Origin of the sequence: Tenggerimyces flavus (assembly GCF_016907715.1) — a bacterium.
GTDB classification, from domain to species: Bacteria; Actinomycetota; Actinomycetes; order Propionibacteriales; family Actinopolymorphaceae; genus Tenggerimyces; species Tenggerimyces flavus.
In genome coordinates this window covers 4,527,217-4,552,573 of record NZ_JAFBCM010000001.1, presented here as the reverse complement: position 1 = coordinate 4,552,573, position 25,357 = coordinate 4,527,217, and the positions used below count along the sequence as shown (strand labels likewise).

Here is a 25,357-nt window from a genome sequence, read left to right as displayed (position 1 = left end):
GATGGGCACCGACGCCGCTCTACCTGGCGAGCGGGTGCCTTACGCGGCATGTACCCCACGTAGAGCGGCAAATGATCATGTAAACATGATCATTTGCCCCCACCCGAGACGCCGGCTCGCCGGTCACGTTGCGGAAGCCGGTGCACGCCACCCAGCGGAACGGTGCCCGCCTCGCCGGCACAACGCCGCGGTGGATAGGACCTGGCCAGAACCTACGCCACACTGTCCTTCGTGACGAACGAGGACGGACGCACGCTGCCCCGGATGGCGGCCCTCGAACCCGAGCTCGACGCGGTCCCCGGAACGGTCTCGATCTGGTGCGGTCGGCTCGACGGCGAGCCCGCGTACGTCCGTGCCCCTGACCTCACGCACAACGCCGCGAGCACGATGAAGGTCGCGATCATGGTCACCGCGTACCGGCTCGCGGACGAGGGCGTGCTCGACCTCGACGAGAAGGTGCTGGTCCACGACGAGTTCGAGTCGGCGAGTGGCGAGGGTACGTACCGTTCGACCGCCGACTACGACAACGACCCGCAGCCGTGGGCACTGCTCGGCCAGACCGCCCCGCTGCGTTGGCTCGTCCGGCGGATGATCGTACGTTCGAGCAACCTGGCAACGAACCTCGTCCTCGAGCAGGTCGGTCTCAAGGCCGTTCGCCTCACCTGGGCACGGGCCGGCGCGACGCACTCGATCGTCAGCCGCGGCATCCAGGACTACGCGGCAGCGGGCGCCGGTCGCAACAACCTCGTCACCGCCGCCGACCTCGCCGGGCTGATGCGCGCGATCGGCAGCCGCCAGGCCGCCAGCAAGAAGTCGTGCCAGGACATGCTCGACGTCCTGCTGTCCCAGGAGGTCACCGAGGACCTCGTCCAGGGACTTCCGCCCGGAACGGCCGTCGCGCACAAGAACGGCTGGATCGACGACATCCGGCACAGTGCCGCGCTGGTGCTGCCCACGGACGCTCCCACGTACGCGCTCGTGGTGTGCGTCAGCGCCACGCTCAGCGAAGAGGAAGGCTGCGCGGTCGTCGCCAAGGTCGGCGCGGCGAGCTGGGCGGATCGGCACCTGTTCTAGGGCCACTTCAGGGCTGCGCCCTGTTCCGGCGGTATCGGACGTATATCGAAATATCCGTTCAAGATCTAGATATTGCCATCTGGCGTCTACTCTTGGTAGTCGTATAGCCACAACAGGTACGCGGACTCCGGCAGAAGGGGCGTCTGTGGGCGACGGGGAAAGGCACCAGCCGCTCGATCTGACCGATCGAGTCCGGTCCCTGTTGGTCCCATTCGACGCCTGGCGACTTCGCCCCGGCAGCCCTTGGGTCGCCGCGATCCCCGCCCGGATGACCGTCCCGGCGCAGGGCTGGAAGCTGCACCTGTCCGCCACGCCCGCCTCGGTCGAACAGGTGCTCGACAGCGTCGTACCGGACCTGGCGCGGGACGGTGTCGCGTTCAAGTTCGCCGCCTCTGTCGACATCGTCCGTTGGCTCACCAGCCGCGAGTGTGGGCGCGCCGAGTTCGGCAAGGTCGTCACGGTCTATCCGGCGAACGACGCCGACGCCGCCGCACTTGCGGCAAGGCTGCACGAGCGCACCGCCGGGCTCGCCGGCCCGCGGATCATGTCCGACCGGCCGATCCAGCCGGGCAGCGTCGTGCACTACCGGTACGGCGGCTTCGGCAGCAGGCGCCGGCTCGACCACGACGGCATCTACCGCGAACTGCTCGTCACACCAGACGGCAGCGAGCTGGTCGACCCCCGCGAAGCGTGGTTCGTTCCGCCGACGTGGGCGCCCAACCCGTTCGACGAGGCGGCAGAATCGCCCACGGAGCAAGAGAAGAAGGCCGTCCTGCTGGGCGACCGGTACGTCGTCCGGCAGGCGTTCCGGCACTCGCCGAAGGGCGGTGTCTACCTCGCGAGCGATCGCGACACCGGCACCGAGGCCGTGGTGAAGCACGCCCGCGCGCACGCCGAGGCAGACCTCGCCGGCCGGGACGCCCGCGACCGGCTGCGGCACGAGGCCCGCATGCTGCGGTGGCTGGAGACGTACGTTCCGGTGCCGACCGTGCTCAACCTGTTCGAGCAGGACGGCGACTTGTTCATGGCCGAACGCCGGCTGGCCGGCGAGCCGCTGCGGCGCTGGGTGCGCGTGCACGCGTCCGGCGCGCCCGGTGTCCCCGCCGCGAAGGCGGTGCCGATGGCGCAGGAGCTGACCGCGCTCGTCCGTACCGTCCACGGCGCCGGTCTCGTGCTGCGCGACCTCAGCCCGACGAACGTGCTCGTCGCCCCGGACGGGACGGCGCAGCTCGTCGACCTCGAGGCGGCCGCGCCGGCGGGGACGTTCGCCCGCCGTACGGGAACGCCCAGCTACCGGGCGCCCGAGCTCGTCGCGGGACCGGACGACGTACGCACCGACCCGGCCGAGGACCTGTTCAGCCTCGGGATGCTGCTGTTCCTGCTCGCGACCGGCAACGACCCGCTGCTGCCGCCGGGCGAACGCGCGACGTCCGACCGGCTGCGGGACTGGCTCGCGACCGTCGCGCCGCACAGCGAGACCGCCCGGCTGCTCGTGCCGACGATCGTCGGGCTCACCGTCGAACGGCCGTCCGACCGGCTGGACCTGGCGTCCGTGCAGCGGCAGCTGGCCGCCGCGGCCGAGCGGTTCGTCGTTCCGCTGCCCGTCGCCGCACTCCTGCCGGACGCCGACCGGCTCGTCGACGACGGCCTCGCCCACCTGGTCGCGACGATGACGCCGGACGACGGGCGGCTCTGGCCGACCGGCGGCTTCGGTGGGCAGACCGATCCGGGGAACGTGCAGCACGGTGCTGCCGGCATCCTGTCCGTCCTGCTGCGCGCCCAGGCCACACCCGGGGTCAGCGGCGCCGCGCGGAAGGCCGCGAACTGGCTGGCCGCGCGGCCGGACGAGGATCCGTTCCTGCCCGGCCTGTACTTCGGTCGCGCCGGCTCCGCCTGGGTGCTCGCCGACGCCGGCCACGCGCTCGACGAGCCTCAGCTGGCCGAACGCGCCGGGCGTATCGCCGAGCGCCTTCCGGTCGCCTGGCCGAACCCCGACGTCGCCCACGGCCTCGCCGGCGCGGGCCTCACGATGCTGCACGTGGCGCACCGGACGGGTCGCAAGGACCTGCTGAAGCGGGCCGGGCTCGCCGCGGACCAGCTGCTCGACGTGGCGAAGCGCAGTGAGCTCGGCATCACCTGGCCTATCCCGACGACGTTCGCCTCCCAGCTCGCCGGCACCTGCCACTACGGCTTCGCGCACGGCGTCGCGGGCATCGGCTACTTCCTGCTCGCCGCTGCCCACGCGACCGAGACCTCGCGGTTCTTCTACCTCGCCCGGGAGGCGGGCGAGACGCTCTGCCGCGCCGGGCAGCTCGACACCGACGGCGCCGCCTGGTGGGCGGCCGGTCCGACCGACCGGACCCGGCTGCCGCACTGGTGCAGCGGGTCGTCGGGCGTCGGCACGTTCCTGCTGCGCCTGTACGCGGTGACCGGCGAGCAGCACTTCGGCGACCTCGCCGCTGCCGCGGCCAAGGCCTCGTACCGGGCGCGGTTCCAGTCCGGACCAGCCGCCTGCCACGGGCTGGCGGGCGACGGGCAGTTCCTGCTCGACGCCGCCGCCGTGTTCGGCGATCGGACGTACCAGCAGTGGGCGGAGGACCTCGTTCCGCTGCTCGCCGCGCGGTCGTGCGTACGCGACGGGCTCGCGCTCGCCGCGGACGAGACCGGCCGGACGGTCGTCGCCGACTACAACGTCGGCCTCGCGGGAGTCGTCGACTTCCTCCACAGATTGCGGCATGGCGGGCCCCGCCCGTTCATGGCCGACGAGCTCCTCGGACTGGAGCTCCACACCGAAAAGACCCACGAAGGGGCCGCCCGATGTTGACCCGGACGAGCTTCCGCTTCTCCCCCACCGGGCGCTACGCCGCCTGCCTGGCGGCGGACAGACCGGGAGCCTGGCAGTTGGAAACCTGGCTTCTGGACCCGCCCGTACCGCCACGCCGCGTCGAGCAACCACGGCCGAACGGACCACGCGCGCAGGTGCTCCCGATGGACGACGGGCGCATCCTGCTGTGCCAGCCGACGGACGCCGAACGCGAGCACGAGATCCTGCTCGCCGGCGCCGACGGCCGGGCACACTCGCTCGGCACGATCACCGCCGACGGGCTGCGGCTGCTGGAGCATCCGAACCCACAGATCCTCGCGGTGGCCGTCGCGTCGTTCCGGAACCAGACCACGACGCTGTCGCTGGTGCGCGCGGAGGACCCGTACATCCGCCCGTCGCTCACGCTCGAGGGGCTGGTCGGCGGCGGGACGTGGCTGGACGGGACCGGTCGCTGGCTGGCGTTGAACCGGGCGCAGAACAAGAAGGTCAGCGCGATCGCGGTCAACCTGCGGACCCGTTCGGTCACGCCGCTGTGGCCGGAGGACCGCGGGCTGCGGCTGCTGTTCGCGACCCCGGACATCCGGGTGGTGGCCGACGCGCAGCATCGGGTCGGCTGGTGTCGTCCGGGTGGCGAGCCGTCCTGGCCAGCGGGGCTGGAGGACGCCCGCCGGCTGTGGCCACTCGCAGCGGACCCCTGGTCGCGGCGGATCGCGTTCCGGGTGGACGACGGGTCGACGTCGCGGCTGGCGATCCTCATCCCGGGGTTGGACCAGCTGAGCTACGTACGGCTGCCGGCCGGCACGCTCGGCGCGACGGCGTCGTGGACCGAGGCGGGGCTGCGGGTGCCGTTCGCGGGGCAGCTGCACGTGCCCGGGATCGCGGAGGTGCGGCCGGGGTCGGCGCAACCGTTCCGGATGCTGCACGGCCTGCGGCCGGCGGGTGGTCCGGGCGGAGGCGGACCGCAGCTGGAGCGCTTCGAGGGGCCGTCGGGTCCGGTGGACGCGGTCGTGTATGGCGACTGGCGTACGGCACCGAAGGTGCTCGTCGCGCTGCACGGCGGGCCGGACGCGGCGTGGCAGCTGCAGCCGGACCAGATGCTGACCGAGCTGGCGGGGCTGGGGCTCGCGGTCGTGGCGGTGAACCCGACCGGATCGCGGGGGTCCGGGTCGATCGCCGGTGCCTGGGGCGGCCCGGACCTTGCCGACGTACGCGCGGTCGCTTCGACGCTGGCTGCTCGACGCGGACCGCTGCTGCTGTTGGGCACCTCGTACGGCGCGTACCTTGCGCTGCTCACGCTCGGCGCGGACCCCGAGCTGTGGTCCCGGGGCGCGGTGCTGGCACCGTTCCTGTCCGGCCCGCGGCTCTACCTGGACGCGCGGCCGCGGGTGCGTGCTCTGTTGGACCGCCTGGGTGGACGCTCGCTGTACCAGGACGCGCTGGGGCCGCGGGACGCGCTGCACTTCGCGGACCAGATCCGCGTACCAGTCCTGATCGTCCACGGCGCGCGGGACGACGTGATCCCGGCGTCGCACTCGCGTGAGCTGTACGCCCGACTGACGCCCCGGCACTTCGGCGTTCGGTACCTGGAACTCGCGGACGCGGGGCACGACCTGCTCACCGGTCCGTCGGCCGGCCAGGTGCTGGAAGTGCTGCGCGCGTTCCTCGCCGACTCGCGGGAACCCCGCGAGATGGCGACCACGAACCTCCTGACGCCGCCACGGGTGCCCGCGGCGGCCGGCGCCATGCGTGAAGGGAGGTGAACGCGAATGGCGGAGCTCACGCTGGACGTCGCAGTGCTGGAGGAGCTGCCCGAGACCGACTCGGTCGAGCTCGGCGGTGACTGCTGCGGGCCTGTCACGTGCTTGTGCACGTGCTTGCTGACCCTCGTGCTGTAGGGCGGCGTCAGGTAGCGCAGGTGGCGAGACCGCCGAAGGTGCGGGGGCAGATGGAGGCTGCCCCCGCACCAGCGGTCATAGTGCCGGAACGAGTGAAGCGGGCCAAGCATTCCCCCGGGCATTTCCGCGACCCGCCCACCAACAAGCGAGCGTGGGCAGAATGGGCGGCGTGCCGATCATCGACATTCGTTGTCATCGCGTCTCCGCTCCCCTCCACACGCCGTTCGTCACCGCCCTTCGGCGGACCAGTACGGTCGACTCCCTGATCGTCGAAGTCATCGACGACGAATGCCACCACGGCTGGGGTGAGGCGCCGCAGGTCTGGCGGGTGACGGGCGAGTCGATGGCCAGCGCCGAGGAGTGTGTCAGGCACCCGCTCACCGACGTCATCAAGAACCAGGACCCGGACGACCTCAACCGACTCCTCGACCAGCTCGCCAGAGCCGTCGAAGCCAACCACGGAGCCAAGGCGGCAGTCGACGAAGCGCTCCATGACCTGGCAGCCCAGCGCGCCGGGCGAAGTCTGCCGAGGTTCCTCGGCGGCACCACCCACCGCGTCCACACCGATGTCACGCTCAGTGCCGGCACCCCGGACGAGCTCGCCGAAGCCGCCAGCCAACGCGTCAAGGAGGGCTTCGACACGCTCAAGGTCAAGGTGGGTACCGACGCCGCCACCGACGTCGAGCGCGTCAAAGCCGTACGCCAAGCCGCCGGCAAAGAGGCGAAGCTCAGACTCGACGCCAACCAGGGCTGGACCCCGCGCGAGGCCGTACGAACGATCACCAAGCTCGAAGACCAGATCATCGAACTCGTCGAACAACCCGTCCAAGCCTGGGACCTCGAAGGTCTCAAGTGGGTCAGCGACCGTGTCGACACCCCGATCCTCGCCGACGAGGCCGTCTACGGCGTCCGCGACCTGGTCGAGCTCATCCAGCGAAGAGCCGCCGACCTCGTCAACGTCAAGCTGGCGAAGTGCGGCGGCATCGCCCAAGCAAGAACGATGCTCGCCCTCGCCGAGCAGTGCGGCGTTGGCACCACGATCGGCTCGATGATGGAGGGTCCGATCGGCGTCGGTGCCGCCGCGAGCCTCGCCGCGGCACAGGGCACGACGCTGGCGTGTGATCTCGATGCGGCGTGGTGGTTGACTAAATCGCCCATAACGGGCGGAATGCATTACAAAGGGGCTAACATCGTCCTTCCGGACACGCCGGGCCTGGGAGTGGGAAATCTCACGCTGAGCGATCCCGCGTAACTCGTGAGTAACCGGCAGTGGCCTGCGCAAACACTAATTCGTCGTCCAATTCAGCCGCATCCGGACAAGGACCCCTTCGGGATAACGGGGCGTGAATCCGAAGAATTCCACGTCACACCCGTAACTAACGGCGTAACGTCATCTTTAACACGTTGGGGCAAGCGGAACGAGGGGGAGCTCACAGTGTGTGGACTCGTAATGCTCATTGAGCACCATCCCTAGCTCGGCACAGGGCTGTACTGACAACTTTTCAGCACGGTCGTGGGTTGCATGACGCCCGCAATCTGGCGCCAAGGGAGGGGCCCGCACTCGTGAACGACACCGCTATCCGCGTCTTGCTCGCGGAGGACATGGCCTTGATCCGGGGCGCGCTCGTCGCGCTGCTCGCCGGAGAGGACGACATCAACGTCGTCGCCGAGATCGACAGCACGGAGTACATCGTTCCGGCCGCCCGCAAGGTCAAGCCCGACGTCATCGTGTTCGACATCGGAATCCCTGGCGTGGATGGGCTCTCCGCCGCGCGGAAGCTGCAAGAAGAGGTGCCGTACTGCCGGACCGTATTACTCAGCAGTACGACAAGCCCACGCACACTGCGACGTGCGCTCGATGCGAACGTACGCGGCTTCGTCGTCAAGGACGCGCCGCCGAACCAGCTCGCCGACACGATCCGCCGCGTCGCCTCCGGAGAGTGCGTGATCGACTCCGAGCTCGCCATGTCGGCTTTGCTCAATCCTGACGGGCCATTGACCGAACGCGAACACGAGGTGCTCGCCTCGGCCGCCGAGGGATCGTCCGTGCCGGAGATCGCTTGCCAGCTCTCTCTCGCGGCCGGCACTGTGCGCAACTACCTGTCCGCGGTCATCACCAAGCTCGGTGCGCGCAACCGCATCGACGCCGTACGGATCGCGCGCGACGCGGGCTGGATCTAGGACCTCTACCACGGGTGCCCGTTCGGGCTACACGAAATAGTCCATTCGGACTAGGCAATTCACGATGCGGGACGACTCAATTCGTCTACGCAAACCTTTGGCATGCCCTTTTCAGCTGAACATCACGCATTGCGTTTGTCGCACTTCCGGGCATGAAGAATGCACATTGGGAAGTGTGGACTTCATGTGAGTTTGATGACGCCATGCACTGTTTGAGAATCCGGACCCGGCCCAAGATGATGGACGTGGATCCCGAAGCCATCGAACAGTACGACCTCTACTGCTTGGTCGACCAACTGTTCTACGACGCGCCGCACGCCGGTGAGACCGGCGAGCCGGACTTCAGCGTCGTCGGCCGTAGCTTCCCCGAGGGTTGGGTCCACCACGCCGACGAGACCTGGCTCTACTTCGCTCCCCCGATGGCCCCAACTCCTCAGCAGGGTTGGAAGATCCACGTCTCGTCGAGCCTCTCCGACGCCGACCGCACGCTCGAGACGGTGTGGGACTACTGCGTCTCCCGCGGCATCCCGTTCAAGTATCTGCGCAGCCGTCCGGTCATGATCATGCTGAACTCGAAGGCCGCGTTCCGCGGCTCGAGCGGCAAGCTCGTCACGATCTATCCGGCCGACGACGCCCAGCTCCACACCATCCTCGACGAGCTCGACGCCCTTCTCCAAGGCGTCCAGGGACCGTACATTCTGAGCGACCTCAGGTACGGAAAAGGCCCGCTCTTCGTCAGGTACGGCGGGTTCATGGAGCGCTACTGCCTGTCCGACACCGGCACGCGCGTCCTCGCCCTCGAGAACGCGGACGGCGAGCTGGTGCCCGACGTACGCGGTCCGGTCTTCGCACTCCCCGACTGGGTGGAGATGCCGGAGTTTCTCCAACCCCACTTGGCGGCCCGTAACTCGGTGTCGGTCGAGGACATCCCGTACCAGGTCGAGAGCGCCGTCCACTTCTCCAACGGCGGTGGGGTCTACCTCGCGAAGGACAAGCGCACCGACAAGTACGTCGTGCTCAAGGAGGCCCGCCCGCACGCCGGCCTCGACGCGATCGGCCGGGACGCGGTGGCCCGGCTGCTGCACGAGCGGGACATCCTCGAACGCCTTGCCGGCTTGGACGTCGTCCCCGAGCTGCTCGACTACTTCCAACTCGGCGACCACCACTTCCTCGTGCTCGAGCACATCGACGGCAGCCCGCTGCAGCGCCTCATCGTCAACCGCTACCCGCTCACGCACCCCGACCCGCCGAGGGGCGAGCTCGCCCGCTACACCCAATGGGCCTTGGGCATGATGGAGCGCGTCGAGCAGGCGATCGCCGCGTTCCACGAGCGCGGCGTGGTGTTCGGCGATCTACACCCGGACAACATCCTTGTCTCGACCGACGACCGCATGGTGCTGATCGACTTCGAGGTGTCGACGCTCGTCGAGGACGAATCCCGTTCCACGCTTGCGCATCCCGGCTTCCAGCCGCCGGCCGAACGGACCGGCGCGGACTCCGACAGGTACGCGCTCGCCTGCATGCACCTGCACCTGTTCGCGCCACAGACCACCGTGCAGCTGAACATGAACCTCGCCAAGGCAGCCCAGCTCGGCGGCGTCGTCGGCGACGTCTTCCAGGGTCCCGACCAGGCCAAGGCCACCACGCGTGCCGTCGACACGATCCTCGGCCGGCACAAGAAGGAACGGACCTCGTTCGACGACGTTCCGATGCCAGGCAACGCGCCGTGGGTGGAGCTCCGCGACGCGCTGCGTACGGCGATCGTCGCGAGCGCGACCCCGGAACGTACCGACCGGCTGTTCCCCGGCGATCCGATGCAGTTCTTCCCCGGCGGCGGCATCAACCTCGCCACCGGCGCCGCCGGCGTGCTGTTCGCGCTCGACGCGACCGGCGCCGGACGGTTCCCCGAGTACGAGGACTGGCTGCTCAAGCACGCCGTCGAGCCCGCGGCTGACACTCCGGCCGGCTTCTACGACGGCCTGCATGGGGTCGCGTTCGTCCTGGACCAGCTCGGCCACCGTCAAGAGGCCCTTGACGTCGTCGAACGCTCTCTCGCCCTGCTGGACGACAACCTCGAGCTGGGCCTGCGTTCCGGCCTCGCCGGCATCGGGCTCAACCTCATGCACCTCGGCGACCGCGCCGGCGAGTCGAAGCTGCTCGACCTGGCCGACCGGATCGTCGCGGTCACGGCCGACCGCCTCGGCGAGCCGATGGACGTGCCGGAGATCAGCGGCGGTGGCTTCGCCCGCGCCGGGCTGATGTACGGCTCCTCCGGCCTCGCGCTGCTGTTCGTCCGCGCGTACGAGCGGACCGGCGACTCGGCGCTGCTCGACCACGCGACGACCGCGATCTACCAGGACCTCCGGCGCTGCATCCGCGGTGAGGACGGCACCCTGCAGGTCAACCAGGGTTGGCGAACGCTCCCGTACCTCGACGAGGGCTCGGCGGGCATCGCGCTCGCCCTGGCACGCTACCTCCGGCACCGGCGGGACGAGGATCTCACCGCCGACCTGCGCGACCTGAGCGCCGTCGCCCGAGCCGGCTACTTCGTCCAGTCCGGCCTGTTCGCCGGCCGCGCCAGCATGCTCGCGATGGTCGGCGCGCTGCGCCGCGGCGGCTTCGTTCCGGACGGAGACGACAGCGCGGACCTGCTGATCCGCGGCCTGCGCTGGCACGCGATGACCCATGCGGGTGGACTCGCGTTTCCCGGCGACCAGCTCCTCAGACTCTCGATGGACTTCTCGACCGGCACCGCCGGAGTCCTGTTCGCCCTGGGCACCGTCGAGCACGACGCTCCGGTGTACCTCCCGTTCTTCGGACCGCCCGGTACTGGTGGGCGGTCCGAATACCCCAGCAACGACTAGACCTCGAAAGGTGGTGTAACAACATGGCTCTCCTCGACCTCCAGGGACTCGAGACCCCGGGTGGGCACGGCGGCGGACACGGTGGCGGTAGCACGCTCACCCTGCTCGGCTGCGGCTCCCGTCGCCCGAGCAACCTCAGCCTGCTGCTCTGCCACTGAGCGTAGGCGCCCGGATCCCGGGTCGGCCCCCTCGTGGTCCGACCCGGGATCTACCCGTACGCAAGGAGGATGTGTCCGTTTATGAGGTACCCGGAAGCCGCCCGTCAACCCATCGTTGACGACCTGTACGGCCACCGCGTACCCGACCCGTACCGCTGGCTGGAGGACCCGGCCAGCCCAGAGACCCAGCGCTGGCAGAGCGCACAGGACACGCTCTGGCGCGAGTACGTCGAGGACAACCTCGCAGGCCAGGTACCAATGAGAGACCGCATCGCCGAGCTGAGCGCGGTCGGATCGATCACGCTGCCGTCGTGGCGCGGCAGCCGCGCGTTCTATCTTCGCCGCGATCCTCAACAGGAGCACGCGATTCTCTACGTCGCGCGCGAGGACGGCACCGAGACGGCACTGCTCGACCCGGTCGCCCTGGACAGCAGCGGCACGATCACGCTCGACCACTGGCAACCCGATCCCACCGGGCGGTACGTCACCGTCCAGCTCTCCAGCGCCGGCACCGAACGCGGCCAGCTGTATGTCATCGACGTCGACGCCGAGAACGGCATCGACGGGCCGATCGACCGCGTGCGCTACTCCCCCATCGCCTGGCTCGCCGACGGCTCCGCGTTCTACTACGTCCGCGCGCTCGCCGACCTCAGCGCGTGGCGCGTCTGGCTGCACCGCGTGGCCAAGCCAGCGGAGCAGGACGTCGAGGTGTTCGGCAACGGACGCGCGGAAACGACGTCGTACGGGCTCGGCATGAGTGCCGACGGCCGCTGGCTCGTCGTCTCCGCCACCGCGGGGACGAGCGCGGCGAACGACGTCTACCTCGCCGACCTCCACGCGTCATCCCCAGAGAGCCCGATCTTCCAAGCAGTTCAGGAGAATCTCGCCGGGCAGACCGTCGCCAACGTCGCTCCGGACGGGCGGCTCTACCTCGCCACGACCGTCGACGCACCGTACGGCCGCGTCTGCGTCACCGACCCTGCCAAGCCCGCGCCGGAGCACTGGACCGACCTCGTCCGCGCCGAGACCGGCAGCGTGCTCGCCGACTTCGCCGTCCTCGACGGCCTGCAGCGGCCGCTGCTCGTCGTCGCGACCATCCAGCACGCGGCCAGCAGCCTGTCCCTCCACGATCTCCACACCGGCGAGCGCGTCGGCGCGATCCGGCTGCCGGGCATCGGCACCGTGACCGGCCTGACCACCCGCCCGAGCAACGCGCACGAGCTGTGGTTCGGCTACGCCGACCACGTCACGCCCGAGGCCGTCTACGTGTTCGACGCGAGGACCGGCACCGTCGCCCCAGCGGCCGCGACGCATCGAGGGGTGCCGAACGTCGAGGCGCACGACGTCCTCTATCCCTCCGCCGACGGAACGCCGGTGCGGATGGTCGTCCTCACCCGCCCTGACCGCACAGGCCCACGGCCCACGATCCTCTACGGGTACGGCGGATTCGGCGTGCCGATGTCCCCCTCGTACTCCAGCTTCACGCTCGCCTGGGTCGAGGCGGGTGGCGCGTTCGCGGCCGTCCAGCTCCGCGGCGGCAGCGAGGAAGGCGCCGACTGGCACCGTGCCGGAACCCTTGCCCAGAAGCAGAACACGTTCGACGACTTCGTCGCGGCGGCCGAACACCTCATCGCCGACGGCTGGACGACCGCCGACCAGCTCGGCGCGTGCGGCGAGTCGAACGGCGGCCTCACCGTCGGCGCCGCGATCACCCAACGGCCGGACCTGTTCGCCGCAGCGGTCGCTTCGGCACCGTTGCTCGACATGGCCAGGTACGAGCTCACCGGGCTCGGACCGAGCTGGCGCACCGAGTACGGGACAGCGAACGACCCGGAGCAGGTCGGCTGGCTGCTCGGCTACTCGCCGTACCACCACGTGTCCGCCCAGACCGCCTACCCGGCCGTGCTGTTCAACGTGTTTGCCAGCGACACCCGCGTCGACCCGCTGCACGCCCGCAAGACCTGCGCCGCGCTGCAGTGGGCGAGCACGAGCGAACGCCCCGTGCTGATCCGCACCGAACGCGACGCCGGCCACGGCGCGCAGGCGGTGAGCGCCTCGGTCGACGTCGCCGCCGACCTGCTCGCGTTCCTCGCTGTCAACACCGGCTTGCAGGTCGGTGGGCCATGACCTCGTTCGGCGCGATCGCCCGGCGCGGTGGCGGTTGGCTCGTTCCGCTCGCGGTGACCGGCCTCGCCGGTACGGCGGTGACGCTCGCGCTGCCGACCGTTCTGGGGCGTACGGTCGACGCGCTCGTCGCCCACGGGGACATCACCCGCTGGCTCGCGATCGCCGCCGGACTGATCGCGCTCGCCGTCGCCTGTGATCTTGTCGACGACTTCGCCGACACCGCGACCTCGGCCAAGACCACGGCCTGGCTGCGCAACCGCGTCGTCCGCCGGGTGCTCGCCGCCGGACCCGACCGCACCCGCCAGTTCGACGCGGGCGACCTCGTCAGCCGGCTGTCCGGCAACACCGTCGACGCCGCACAGGCCGGACCGGCGCTGATCTCGCTCATCACCGCGGGCATTCCGCCGACCGGAGCGCTCGTCCTGCTCGCGTTCATCGACTGGTGGCTGGTCGTCGCGTTCGCGGGCGGAGTCGTGCTCGTCGTGCTCGTCCTCGTGGTCTTCGCCCGTCGTACGGCGGAGATCGTCGAGGACTACTTGCGTATCCAGGCCAAGATCGCCGCCCGGCTCACCGAAGCCCTCGGCGGCGCGAGGACGATCGCCGCGGCGGGCACCGTCGACCGCGAGGAACGCCGCGTTCTCGCCTCCCTCCCGGAGCTGCACGAGCAGGGCTCCCGCACCTGGCGGGTGCTCGCCTCGTCGGGCGCGCAGGCCGCGGTCGTCGGGCCGCTCGTCCTCGTCGCGGTGCTCGCCGTCGGGGGTTTCGCCTTGGCGGACGGGCGAATCTCCGCCGGCGAGCTGTTCGCGGCCAGCCAGTACGCGGTCCTCGGCGCCGGACTCGGATCGCTCAGCGGCGTGCTGGGCGAGCTGGCGCGCGCCCGAGCCAGCGCGCGCCGGCTCGCCGAGATCTTCGCGATCGAGCCCACGACGTACGGCGACCGCGCACTGCCCGCCGGACCAGGGCGGCTCGAGCTCCGTTCGGTGACCGTGCGAGCGGACGACGACACGGTCCTACTCGGCGGCGTTTCCCTCACGGTGGAAGGCGGATCTTCGGTCGCGATCGTCGGCCCGTCGGGTGCGGGCAAGTCCGTCCTCGCCGCTGTGGCTGGCCGGCTTCGCGATCCCGACGAAGGGCAGGTCTTCCTGGACGGCGTGCCGCTGAGCGAGCTCGACCACGACGCGCTGCGCGACGCGATCGGCTGCGCGTTCGAACGTCCCACGCTGTTCGGCGGCACGATCCGGCGCACGATCGAGCTCGGCGGGCGGCAGGACAAGGTCGTCGTCGAGGCGATGGCACGCTCGACCCACGCGCACGAGTTCGTCAGCCGGCTGCCCGACGGCTACGAAACGCCGCTCGAGCTGGCCCCGATGTCCGGCGGCGAACGGCAGCGGCTCGGGCTCGCCCGTGCCTGGCAGGCCGACCGCGTGCTCGTCCTCGACGACGCGACCGCGAGCCTGGACATGGTCACCGAGATGCAGATCGGGCAGACGCTGACCCACGACGGCGGCGGCATCCGGCGTACCCGGCTGATCGTCACGCACCGGGCCGCCACCGCCGCGCGCGCCGACCTCGTCGTGTGGCTGGACGGCGGGCACATCCGGGCGATCGGCACGCATGCCGAGCTGCAGAACGACCGGTCGTACCGGGACCTGTTCCGATGACCGGGCCGCTCGGGTTCACCTGGCGGTCGATCCGCCGGCCGGCGACGCTCGGGCTCGCGCTCTGGTCGCTGGTGCAGGCGATCCCGACGGCGATCTCGGGCCTCGCGGTCGCGCGAGCGCTGGACGAGGGATTCCTGGCCGGCAAGCCGATGGTCGGCGCCGCCTGGCTGGCCGCGTTCGTCGGCGGCTCACTGGTCGGCGCTGTGGGCGCGCGGCAGCTGTACCGCGGGCTCGGCTCGTTGGTCGAACCGTTCCGCGACGACCTGGTCCGTCGCGTGGTCGGTGGGGCGTTGCGCCGCAGCGTCGCGGGTGAGGCGGACGACGGCGCGGTCGCCCGGCTGACCCGGCAGGTCGAGATCGTGCGCGACTCGTACGCGGGCCTGCTCGTCGTCGTCCTCAGCTTCGCCGCCACCGCGGCCGGCGTCGCGGTGGGGCTCGCGTCAGTCGCGCCGGCGATGGTCGTGCTGATCCTGCCGCCGTTCCTGCTCGGTGTCGGCCTGTTCGCCGGCACCCTCGGGCTCGCGAGCCGCCGCCACCGCGAGTCGATGTACGCCGACGAACGCCTCGCCACCGTCGCCGGCACCGTGCTCGCCGGCACCCGGGACGTCGCGGCCTGCGGCGCCGAGGACGAGGCCGCGGCGATGGTCGAACGGCCGATCGCCACCCAGGCCGCCGCCGAACGCGCGCTCGCCCGCGTCGCGGCGCTCCGGACGCTCTGCTTCGCGATCGGCGGCTGGCTGCCACTGCTTGTCCTACTGGCCGGCGGACCGTGGCTGGTGTCGCGCGGGCTCAGCGCCGGCGCGATCCTCGGCGGCCTGACGTACGTCCTGTTCGGCCTGCAGTCGACGCTGCGGACGCTGATGAACGCGCTCGGCGACACCGGCGTCCGCTACATCGTCACGCTGAGGCGGATCCTGTCCACCGGCGCCGCGTTCTCGGAGCCACCGCGGCGGGCCGAGGTCGGGGCCGGTGCGCCGCCGGACCTGGCTGTGCGCGGGCTGACGTTCGCGTACGGGCCGCAGGCGGACCCCGTCCTGTCCGACCTCGACCTGACCGTGCCGTACGGAACGCACCTCGCGATCGTCGGGCCGAGTGGCATCGGCAAGTCCACGCTCGCCGGGCTGCTGTGCGGGCTGCTCCGACCCGGAGAGGGCGCCGTCGAGCTCGGTGGCGTGCCGGTCGAGTCGCTCGCCCCCTCGCAGCTCGCGTCGCTGCGGGTGCTGATCCCGCAGGAGGCGTACGTCTTCGCCGGCACGGTCCTGGAGAACGTGAGCTACCTCAACCCCGATGTCTCTCCTGTCGAGCTCGCAAACGCCGCGGGTGCGGTGGGTGCGGAGCCGCTGCTCGCCCGGCTGGGCGGGCTACACGCCGAGATCGACCCCGGCGGGCTGTCGGCCGGCGAGCGGCAGCTGATCGCGCTCGTTCGGGCGTACGTCTCCCCCGCACCCGTCGTCGTGCTCGACGAGGCGACCTGCCACCTCGACCCGGTCGCGGAGGAACGCGCGGAGGAGGCGTTCGGACGGCGACCCGGGACGCTGATCGTGATCGCGCACCGGATCAGCTCGGCGCGGCGTGCGCGGCAGGTGCTCGTTCTGGACGGATCGAAGGCGGCATTGGGTACGCACGACACGCTGCTCGAGACCTCGACGCTGTACCGGGACCTGTTCGGGCACTGGGCGGGGGTGAACTGGCCCGATTACACCGCGCGGCACTCGACTCGGGCGTAGCGTGGAACGCTCCACGCCACGGGGATCTCCTGGAGGTGGGAGATGTTCGTTCAAGTCATTCAGGCCCGCACGAAGCAGGTCGACGCCGTCGAGGCGATGATGGGCCGTTGGAGCGACGAACTGCAGGCAGGCTCGATCGGCTGGTTGGGAACGACCGCCGGGATCACCGAGGACGGCACGGCGATCTCCGTCGTCCGCTTCGACTCCGCCGAGTCCGCGCGGGCGAACTCCGACCGACCCGAGCAGGGCGCCTGGTGGAACGAGTTCGCGAAGCTGCTGGACGGTGAGGCGACGTTCCACGACTGCACCGACGTCCACACGCTCGGCGCCGGAGGGTCCGATCAGGCCGGCTTCGTCCAGATCATCCAGGGCCGGATCAGCGACCGGAGCCAGCTGACCGACGCCTGGTCGGACCTGGAGAAGCTGCTCGCCGTCGAACGGCCGGAGCTCCTCGGGACGATGCTGGCGTTCCACGACGACGGGAGCGGGTTCACCGAGGTCGCGTACTTCACGACCGAGGCCGAGGCGCGCGCCGGCGAGGCCAATGAACCGTCGGAGGACGCGAAGCGGATGTGGGAACGGGAACGCGCGCTCTACACCGACCTGTCCTACTTCGACATCCGCGAGCCCTGGCTGCCTTCGCCCGGATAAATTGGCTGGGTGCCTCCCACCACCACCTCAGCGACCCATGCCGTCGGCGTCCGGACCACCACGTTGTGGCGGACCCCGGAATCACCGCGTCCGATCGACGCGCCGATCCTCGCGGCTGACCCGCGGGGGTGGGCGGCGGCGCAGGACCGCGAGGCCCGGCTGGGCCTGGACGGCATCGCGGACACGCAGCTGCTGCTCGGCGAGCCGGTGGAGTTGCTCGAGGAACGCGACGGCTGGGCGCGGGTCGTGGTGCCGTGGCAGCCGTCCGGGGCCGACCCGCGCGGCTACCCGGGCTGGGTCCCGCTCGCGCACCTGACCACGCCGCCCGCCGCGAGCGTCGAGGAAGCGGTCGTGGTCGAGTCGACGGCGGTGTTGCGTCGTACGCCGGGCGGCCCGCCGGTGCTCGACGACGTCTCGTACGCGACGATCCTCCCGGTCGCGTCGCAGGCCGACGGCGCGGCTCTCGTCCACCTGCCCGGTGGCGGGCAGGCGTGGCTGGACGAGGGCTTCCTCGTACGCAAGGCGAGCCGGCAGCTGCCGGTCGACGCGTCCGCGGTGCTGGAGCAGGCGCGCAGGTTCGTCGGGTTGGACTATCTGTGGTCCGGGATGTGCGCGTTCGGGCTGGACTGCTCGGGCCTGGTGCACATCTCGTTCCGGGCGCTCGGACGCGTGGTGCCGCGCGACGCCAAGGACCAGGCCGACTTCGCCGAGCCGGTGCCGCTGGACGAGGTGCAGGCGGGCGACCTGTTCTTCTTCGCCAAGCCTGGCAAGGAGATCTCGCACGTCGGGTTCGCCACGGGTGCCGAGAGCGTCATCCTGCACGCACCCGGCACCGGCAACCCGGTCGAGGAGGCACCGATGTCCGGCCGACGCAAACAGACCTTGACGTCGGCCGGTCGCCTTACGGTGTAGGCCGCGTCGGCGCGTTGTCGTTCTTGTCCGTCTGCGCGTCGACGGAGGTCGTGCCGTTGGCGGCGTCCGCCGCTTCCTTGCGCTGCACCTTGCGGGTGTGGACGAGGCTGGCGATCGTCGTGATGGCGAGCGCGCCGATGATGACGGACAGCGAGACCACGATGCCGATGTCGGGCACGCCCTCGAGGTGCTCGCCGCCGTTGATGAACGGCAGGTTGTTCTCGTGCAGGGCGTGCAAGATGAGCTTGACACCGATGAAGACCAGGATCGCGGCGAGGCCGTACGTCAAGTACACCAGGCGGTTCAGCAGCCCGCCGAGCAGGAAGTACAGCTGGCGAAGGCCCATCAGCGCGAACACGTTCGCGGTGAAGACGAGGTACGGCTCGTTCGTCAGGCCGTAGATCGCGGGGATCGAGTCGAGCGCGAACACCAGGTCGGTCGAGCCGAGCGCGATCATCACGATCAGCATCGGGGTGACGAGGCGTTTGCCGTTCTCCACGACAGTGAGCTTCACGCCGTTGAACTTGTCCGTCGCGGGCAGGTGCGTCTTCGCCCAACGGATGAGGGCGTTCTCCTTGTAGTCCTCGTCGCCCATCTCGCCCTGGCGGGCGAACTGGATGCCGGTGAACAGCAGGAACGCGCCGAAGATGTAGAAGACCCACGCGAAGTTGTTGATGGCCGCGGCGCCGAGGGCGATGAAGATGCCGCGCATGACGAGGGCCAGGACGATGCCGATCAGCAACGCTGTCTGCTGGAACTGCCTCGGCACGTTGAAGCGCGTCATGATGATGATGAACACGAACAAGTTGTCGACAGACAAGCTGTATTCGGTGATCCAGCCGGCGAAGAACTCACCGGCGAACTGGCCGCCGGTGAAGATCCAGACGCCGATGCCGAACAGCACCGCGAGTCCGACGTAGAAGGCGATCGCGAGGCTGGCTTCCTTCATCGACGGCTCGTGTGGCCGCCTGCCGATGACGAAGATGTCCACGATCAGAACGGCAACGAGGATGCCGATCGTCAGGTACCAAACCCACGGGTGCAGGTCCACCGGGCATACCTCCGAGAGAAGTGTCGAGAATGGCGCGTTCCCTCGGAGGTCTCTTCCGCTCCAGCGTTCCGGAGCCGGCGACACCGGGCCAAGATCGGCCGGGCTGACGATGTCGCCGCGAAGGAATACTCCCCTCCACGTGCGTTAACGCCATTCTCCCGTACGTCCTTCCCGACCTCCAACTCGGGGGTCGCGCTTTGTGACCAGTGACACACTGGCCGCGCCTGACCGTCACCTGCGACTGCCTCGTCCACAAGGGAGCGGCGGCCGTGGCTGCCTCCGCCTAGGCTGGGCGCCATGGTCACCACCGTGCTCGAACTGGACCTCACCACCCCGATCCTCGAGGCGCCGCCGTCGGATCCGCTCGGCGCGGCGCTCACCCGGCGCCGGCCGTTGCTGCGCGACCTGGTCGAGGGCCTCTACCTCGCGGCCGAGGACGACGAGGTCGCCGGGCTCGTGGCGCACATCGGCAGCTCCGCGCCGGCGCTGTCGCAGACGCAGGAGCTCCGGGACGCGGTGCGCCACTTCGCCGCGAGCGGGAAGCGGACCGTCGCGTGGGCGGAGTCGTTCGGCGAGCTCGGGCCGGGCACGGTGCCGTACTACCTCGCGACCGCGTTCGACGAGATCTGGATCCAGCCGTCCGGCGACGTCGGGCTCACCGGCGTGATGGCCCAGGCGGTCTTCGTCAAGGACGCGCTGGCCAAGCTGGGCGTGGAGCCGCAGCTGTCGCGGCGGCGGGAGTACAAGAACGCCGCCGACATGTTCCTGTCGTCCTCGATGACCGACGCGCACCGCGAGGCCGCCGGCCGGTTGGCAGCCTCGGCGATGGAGCAGGTCGTGGCTGGGGTGGCTTCTCGTCGTTCGCTCACCGAGGAACGAGTACGAGAGCTGGTCGACCTGGCTCCGCTGTCGGCCGCGTTGGCGTTGGAGCACGGGCTGGTCGACCGGCTGGGCTACCGGGACGAGGTCTACTCCTCGCTGCGCTCGTCGCTGGGCGAGAGCCGGCTGCGGTTCGTGCACCGGTACCGGCGGGCTCGGCTGATGGAGCCGCGGACGGCGTTCAACCGCTTCTCGCGGCGGCCGGCGGTCGCCGTCGTGCACGGCGCGGGCGACATCCACCTCGGCCGCGGCGGGCGGCGCGGGTTCGGCGGCGGCACGTCGATCGGCTCGGAGAGCCTGTCGGCGGCCATCCGTTCGGCCGCGCAGGCGCCGGACGTGCACGCGATCGTGCTGCGGGTGGACAGCCCGGGCGGCTCGTACGTCGCGTCGGACGCGATCCGGCGCGAGGTCATCCGGGCGCGCGGAACGGGCAAGCCGGTGATCGTCTCGATGGGGTCGGCGGCGGCGTCCGGCGGGTACTTCATCTCGATGGCGTCCGACACGATCGTGGCGCAGCCGGGGACGCTGACCGGGTCGATCGGCGTGTTCGGCGGCAAGGCCGTGGTGCGGGGCTTGCTCGACCGGGTCGGCGTCGCGTTCGACTCGGTGTCGGAGGGCGCCCAGGCGGAGATGTTCTCCTCGTACGAGAAGTTCACCCCCGCGGAATGGGAGCGGCTCGAGGAGTGGCTGGACCGGGTGTACGAGGACTTCACCGCGAAGGTCGCCGACGACCGGGGACTGTCGCGGGAGCGGGTCGAGGAGATCGCGCGCGGGCGGGTGTGGACGGGAGCCGACGCGCACTCTCGGGGGCTGGTGGACGAGCTGGGCGGGCTCGAGCGGGCGCTGGACATCGCGTGCGCTCGTTCTGGGCTGGACCGGGACGAGGTGGAGGTGCGTACCGTGCCTCGGTTGGGCTTCCTGGAACGGTTCCGAACGCCGGAGTCCTCCGAAGACCTGCCGGCAGCGGCTGCCCTTTCGTTCGGTCCGGGCGGTGGCCTGGCCGGACCGGCGGCGGCGTTGGCCGCCGCGTTCGGCGTCCCGCCGGCGGGGGTGCTGACGGCGCCGGTGCTCTTCACGCTGCGTTAGCCGTTCGCCCGAACAGCGGGCGCGCTCGCGGCTGGCGCTCTACGCTCGTGCGGGGATCACCTCATCGGGTGTTACGGGAGACCACAAATGGACGTCAGCGCGTTCTACGGCATCGTGTCTGGACTGAGCTTTACCCTGCTGGGCTTGTGGTTCGTGGTCGCGGACCGGCACAAGGACTGGTTCCTCGTGCCCGTTCGGCGGCGGATGGCGTACGTCGTGGCGCTGCACTTCATGCTGCCGGGCACGATGTCGGTGCTCTCGCTGGTGGCGCCGGAGATCCCCGCGGTGTGGCGGATCGTGTTCGCCCTGTGCGGCGTGGCGGGTGTGACCGGAGTGGTGCTGATTGCGCAGGCCCTGCGGGACGAGTACGGGCGGATCCGGCTCGCGGGCATCACGATGGCGGTGGCCCTGCCCATCTACATCTTCGTGATCGTCTTCGCCCTGGCACCGCAGGCGAGCGGATTCACCGGCTTGCAGCCGCGTCAGGTGGAGGCCATCCTGATCGCCGGAATCATCCTGCTCGGGCTGCACGCCGCCTGGTTCCTGACGACGGAGCCCGCGCCCGCGGCCGAACGTAAGGAAGCGACGACAGAGGCATGAACGCCGAGGAGCTGCGGACGTACTGCCTGGCCAAGCCCGGCGCCTGGCCCGACGAACCCTGGGAGGGCGACTCGGTCGCGAAGGTGGGCGACAAGATCTTCGCCTTCCTGGGCTCGTCGTCGGTGGGGTTGAAGTGCGGCCGTACCCGCGAGGAGGCGGACGAGCTCCTGGCCCGCTACCCCGCCGACGCCGCGAAGATGGCGTACATCGGCCGGTCGGGCTGGAACACCGTCCAGCTCGGCGGCGCGATTCCGGACGACGAGGTGTACGAGCTGATCGACTGGTCGTACGACACCGTGGTCGCGAAGCTCCCGAAACGCCTGCGCCCTTAGTTCTCCAGGGTCGTCTTGAGGGCGGCGAGGCGCTGCTGCCAGAACTGTTTGAGCTGCTGGGCCTGCTCGGGGTCTGGGATCAGCTCATGTTCGACCGCGATCGCGCTCTTGCCGGTGTCCTTGGCCTCGAACGTGAAGCTGACCCTCGTCCCGTCGGCGTTGTCGAACCTCGTGGACTTGTTCGTCCGCGAGGTGCGCTCACGGAGCTCGAGGTCGGGGAGCCAGGATTCCCGGTCCTCGGTGACCGCGCGGTAGAGCTGCTCGACACCGACGTTCACGGTCTTGCTGGCACCCACCGTGAGCGTGCCGTCCTTCCGCGCTCCAGCCGGTCTGATCCCGCGCGCCTGCTCGTACTCGACGATGAGCTTCTGCGCCCACCAGGCACTGAGTTGATGCTCCTGGCGCAACCAGGCCGAGATCTCCTGGAACTCTTGCCCCGGCGCACCCCACTCGTCCAGCAATCCGAACCACTCGGCGTACGTCCGCCCCGCGGCCAGCCGATCCAGCTTCTCCGTACCCATCGTGTCCTCCTCGTGTCGACTCTTCCATGAGTGACGTAGAAGCTGGATCGGGGATCTCGACATGGCCACCTCATGACGTGTGGCTGGGCAAGACCGGCACCTGCTTGACCACCGGCTCGGTCGGAGGTTTGAGTCGTGACATGTCTGTCACCTGGTCCGCCTCGATGATCACGCCGTACGCCGATCTCGGCTCCGCTCCCCTGTTCCGCAAGGAGATCGAGCTCGACGCCGACCACGGGTCCGTCGAGTCCGCCGTCCTGCACGTGAGCAGCCTCGGTGTCTTCGAGGCCGCGATCAACGGCCGACCGGTCGGTGACGACGTGCTCAGCCCCGGGTGGAGCAGTTACGAGTGGAGGGTGCGGTACCGCTCGTACGATGTCGCCGCGCTGCTCGAGGAGCGCAACGTGCTGACCGTGTCCGTCGGCAACGGCTGGTACCGCGGCCGGTTGGGCTTCGCCGGGATGCGCGAGCTGTACGGCGACCGGCTCGGCCTCATCGCGCAGCTGGAGATCGGCTTCGCCGACGGGCACCGGCAGACGGTCGTCAGCGACGAGACCTGGACGGCCATCGCCTCCGACATCCTGGCCGACGACCTCTACGACGGGCAGACCATCGACGCCCGCCGACGGGATCCGGACTGGTACACCTTCGGCGGGAGTCAGCGATGGGTGCTGAACGCGCGCACGCTCGACTTCGACCCGGCCAAGCTGACGCCGTACGTCGGTCCGCCCGTGATCCGGCACGAAACGCTCGCCCCGGTGAAGATCTGGAGCTCACCGTCGGGGCGCACCCTGGTCGATTTCGACCAGAACCTGGTCGGCTGGCTGCGCTTCACCGTCCGCGGCCCACGCGGCAGCGAGATCAGGATCCGGCATGCAGAGGTCCTCGAGGACGGCGAGCTCGGCGTCCGGCCGTTGCGTGACGCCCAGGCGACCGACCGCTTCATCCTCAGTGGCGGCGACGACTTCTTCGAACCCACCAAGACGTTCCACGGCTTCCGGTACGCCGAGATCACCGGCTGGCCCGGCGAGCTCACCGCCGACTCGGTCGAGGCGGTCGTCGTCCACTCGGAGCTGCGGCGGACCGGACTCTTCGAATGCTCGGACCCAGAGCTCAACCAGTTCCACCGCAACGTCGTCTGGGGCACCAGGGGCAACTTCCTCGATCTGCCCACCGACTGCCCGCAGCGGAACGAGCGGCTCGGGTGGACTGGCGACATCGCCGCCTTCGCCCCGTCGGCGGCGTACCTCTTCGACGTGAACGCATTCCTGTCCGACTGGCTGCTCGACCTGGCCCTGGAGCAACGGCACCACGAGGGCCTGGTGCCGTTCGTGATCCCGGATGTGCTGAAGCTCCTGCGCGACCCCGCGGGTTTCCCGTCGCGGGACAGCACGGCGGTCTGGAGCGACGCCGCGGTGTGGGTGCCCTGGACGCTCTACCAGGCGTACGGCGACCGCGGCATCCTCGAGCGCCAGTACGAGTCGATGGCCGCGCACGTGCGGCGGGTCGGCACGCTCACCTCGCCGAACGGGCTGTGGGACACGGGCTTCCAGTTCGGCGACTGGCTCGACCCGGACGCCCCGCCGGACAAGCCGGCGGACGCCAAGGCGGACAAGGGCGTCGTCGCCACCGCGTGCCTGTACCACTCCGCTCGGCTCGTCGCCTCGACGGCGTCCCTGCTGGGGCGTTCAGAGGACGCGGCGGAGTTCACCGCGCTGGCCGACCGGACCCGCTTGGCGTTCAACTCCCAGTACGTCTCCGCCGATGGCACGATCTTGTCGGACTGCACGACGGTGTACACGCTGGCGATCGTCTTCGGGCTGCTCTCCGCGCCGCTGGAGACCGCGGCGGGCAATCGGCTGGCCGAGCTGGCGGCGAAGAGCGGGCACCGGATCTCTACCGGCTTCGCCGGGACACCGTTCATCACCGACGCGTTGACGCAGACCGGTCACCTCGACACCGCGTACGCCCTGCTCATGCAGCGCGAGTGCCCGTCCTGGCTGTACCCCGTGACGATGGGCGCCACCACGGTCTGGGAACGCTGGGACTCGATGCTGCCCGATGGGTCGATCAACCCCGGCCAGATGACCAGCTTCAACCACTACGCGCTGGGAGCGGTCGCGGACTGGATGCACCGCGTGGTCGGCGGCATCGCGCCGCTCGAGCCGGGCTACTCCCGGGTGCGGATCGCGCCGCGCCCGGGTGGCGGCCTCACCTGGGCCAAGACCAGCCTCGAGACACCGCACGGCCTGGTCCAGGTCAGCTGGCGTGTCGACGACGGCGGCCGTCTCGCGGTGGAGGCCTCGCTGCCCGAGGGCGTCACCGGCGTGCTGTCGCTGGAGGGATCGCCGGACCGGGAGCTCGCTTCCGGTCCGTCCAGCTTCGGCTAACGGATCGTGGCGCGCGGGTCGCTGACGCTGACCAGCTGCTGGTGCAGCTTCCAGTTCTCGTCGTCCTGCGCGGTGATCGAGAGAACGACGTCGCTGCAGCGCAGGCAGGTGCCGAGCCGGATCCGCAGCTTGCGCTCCGGCTCGGCGATCTGCAGATTCGCCTCGTCGTGCGCGGCCTCGGCGTTCCAGTGATGCCTACCGCCGTTCACGCACACATCGAGCGCCCTCGTCGCAGCCCGCGAGCTCCGATCCCGATCAGCCGTCTTCGCCCGCAGATTCTCGCCATAGGTGCTCACAGGGTGCCGCCTCTCATTCGAAGGCCATGGGCATCCTCTTTTGTCACCCACCACCTGCGACGGTACTCCCCCGGCGAACCGCATCGCGGTCACGCCCGCCTGACGACCGCTGCCCGCGCGCTCCTCGC

At 70.2% G+C, this 25,357-nt stretch carries 20 protein-coding genes; 17 read left to right on the top strand and 3 right to left on the bottom strand.

What is annotated here, in order from left to right; genetic code table 11:
• Window positions 1–231: 231 nt before the first annotated feature.
• The 13 genes from JOD67_RS21225 (at window position 232) to JOD67_RS21170 (ending at window position 18,074) form a co-directional block, all read left to right on the top strand.
• Window positions 232–1,074: a serine hydrolase gene (locus tag JOD67_RS21225; RefSeq protein ID WP_307782488.1), complete on the top strand. Its 843-nt coding sequence runs from the start codon at window positions 232–234 to the stop codon at window positions 1,072–1,074.
• 145 nt (window positions 1,075–1,219) lie between these two features.
• Complete coding sequence (gene lanL / locus JOD67_RS21220; RefSeq protein ID WP_205119339.1) at window positions 1,220–3,898, top strand: class IV lanthionine synthetase LanL; 2,679 nt, start codon at window positions 1,220–1,222, stop codon at window positions 3,896–3,898.
• A complete protein-coding gene (locus tag JOD67_RS21215; RefSeq protein ID WP_205119338.1) occupies window positions 3,892–5,658 on the top strand; it encodes an alpha/beta hydrolase family protein in 1,767 nt (588 codons plus the stop codon). The genes lanL and JOD67_RS21215 overlap by 7 nt, the downstream gene beginning before the upstream one ends.
• A 6-nt stretch (window positions 5,659–5,664) precedes the next feature.
• On the top strand, window positions 5,665–5,793 hold the full coding sequence (locus JOD67_RS41265; RefSeq protein ID WP_275577124.1) for a hypothetical protein: 129 nt from the start codon (window positions 5,665–5,667) through the stop codon (window positions 5,791–5,793).
• Window positions 5,794–5,962: 169 nt separating this feature from the next.
• Window positions 5,963–7,045: a mandelate racemase/muconate lactonizing enzyme family protein gene (locus JOD67_RS21210; protein ID WP_205119337.1), complete on the top strand. Its 1,083-nt coding sequence runs from the start codon at window positions 5,963–5,965 to the stop codon at window positions 7,043–7,045.
• A gap of 311 nt (window positions 7,046–7,356) precedes the next feature.
• Entirely contained in the window at window positions 7,357–7,974 is a 618-nt protein-coding gene (locus JOD67_RS21205; protein WP_307782487.1) for a response regulator transcription factor, read from the top strand.
• 245 nt (window positions 7,975–8,219) lie between these two features.
• Window positions 8,220–10,838, top strand: coding sequence for a class III lanthionine synthetase LanKC (gene lanKC, locus JOD67_RS21200; protein WP_307782486.1), 2,619 nt, complete (start codon window positions 8,220–8,222; stop codon window positions 10,836–10,838).
• Window positions 10,839–10,861: 23 nt separating this feature from the next.
• A complete protein-coding gene (locus tag JOD67_RS21195; protein WP_205119336.1) occupies window positions 10,862–10,996 on the top strand; it encodes a SapB/AmfS family lanthipeptide in 135 nt (44 codons plus the stop codon).
• An 81-nt stretch (window positions 10,997–11,077) separates the two neighbouring features.
• Entirely contained in the window at window positions 11,078–13,123 is a 2,046-nt protein-coding gene (locus JOD67_RS21190) for a prolyl oligopeptidase family serine peptidase (protein WP_205119335.1), read from the top strand.
• On the top strand, window positions 13,120–14,784 hold the full coding sequence (locus JOD67_RS21185) for an ABC transporter ATP-binding protein (RefSeq protein WP_205119334.1): 1,665 nt from the start codon (window positions 13,120–13,122) through the stop codon (window positions 14,782–14,784). The genes JOD67_RS21190 and JOD67_RS21185 overlap by 4 nt, the downstream gene beginning before the upstream one ends.
• Window positions 14,781–16,511 carry an ABC transporter ATP-binding protein gene (locus JOD67_RS41260; RefSeq protein WP_205119333.1) on the top strand — a complete coding sequence of 577 codons (1,731 nt, stop codon included), beginning with the start codon at window positions 14,781–14,783 and terminating at the stop codon, window positions 16,509–16,511. Before JOD67_RS21185 ends, JOD67_RS41260 begins: the two co-directional genes overlap by 4 nt.
• 42 nt (window positions 16,512–16,553) lie before the next feature.
• Window positions 16,554–17,162, top strand: a complete 609-nt coding sequence (locus JOD67_RS21175; protein ID WP_205119332.1) for a hypothetical protein — start codon at window positions 16,554–16,556, stop codon at window positions 17,160–17,162.
• Window positions 17,163–17,171: 9 nt separating this feature from the next.
• Complete coding sequence (locus JOD67_RS21170; protein WP_205119331.1) at window positions 17,172–18,074, top strand: C40 family peptidase; 903 nt, start codon at window positions 17,172–17,174, stop codon at window positions 18,072–18,074.
• Here the strand turns inward: JOD67_RS21170 and JOD67_RS21165 are convergent.
• Entirely contained in the window at window positions 18,064–19,125 is a 1,062-nt protein-coding gene (locus tag JOD67_RS21165) for a TerC family protein (protein ID WP_205119330.1), read from the bottom strand. The two genes, JOD67_RS21170 and JOD67_RS21165, sit on opposite strands and share 11 nt — an antisense overlap.
• Window positions 19,126–19,422: 297 nt before the next feature.
• Here JOD67_RS21165 and sppA point away from each other — a divergent pair, with 297 nt between their 5' ends.
• The 3 genes from sppA (at window position 19,423) to JOD67_RS21150 (ending at window position 22,022) form a co-directional block, all read left to right on the top strand.
• Window positions 19,423–21,090, top strand: a complete 1,668-nt coding sequence (gene sppA / locus JOD67_RS21160) for a signal peptide peptidase SppA (RefSeq protein WP_205119329.1) — start codon at window positions 19,423–19,425, stop codon at window positions 21,088–21,090.
• Window positions 21,091–21,177: 87 nt separating this feature from the next.
• Entirely contained in the window at window positions 21,178–21,690 is a 513-nt protein-coding gene (locus tag JOD67_RS21155) for a hypothetical protein (protein WP_205119328.1), read from the top strand.
• Window positions 21,687–22,022: an MmcQ/YjbR family DNA-binding protein gene (locus tag JOD67_RS21150; protein ID WP_205119327.1), complete on the top strand. Its 336-nt coding sequence runs from the start codon at window positions 21,687–21,689 to the stop codon at window positions 22,020–22,022. Before JOD67_RS21155 ends, JOD67_RS21150 begins: the two co-directional genes overlap by 4 nt.
• Here the strand turns inward: JOD67_RS21150 and JOD67_RS21145 are convergent.
• A complete protein-coding gene (locus JOD67_RS21145) occupies window positions 22,019–22,543 on the bottom strand; it encodes a DUF4287 domain-containing protein (RefSeq protein ID WP_205119326.1) in 525 nt (174 codons plus the stop codon). The two genes, JOD67_RS21150 and JOD67_RS21145, sit on opposite strands and share 4 nt — an antisense overlap.
• Window positions 22,544–22,683: 140 nt before the next feature.
• Between JOD67_RS21145 and JOD67_RS21140 the strand changes: the two genes are divergently transcribed.
• Complete coding sequence (locus tag JOD67_RS21140) at window positions 22,684–24,933, top strand: alpha-L-rhamnosidase (RefSeq protein ID WP_205119325.1); 2,250 nt, start codon at window positions 22,684–22,686, stop codon at window positions 24,931–24,933.
• Here the strand turns inward: JOD67_RS21140 and JOD67_RS21135 are convergent.
• Complete coding sequence (locus JOD67_RS21135) at window positions 24,930–25,229, bottom strand: hypothetical protein (RefSeq protein WP_205119324.1); 300 nt, start codon at window positions 25,227–25,229, stop codon at window positions 24,930–24,932. The two genes, JOD67_RS21140 and JOD67_RS21135, sit on opposite strands and share 4 nt — an antisense overlap.
• Window positions 25,230–25,357 lie beyond the last annotated feature (128 nt).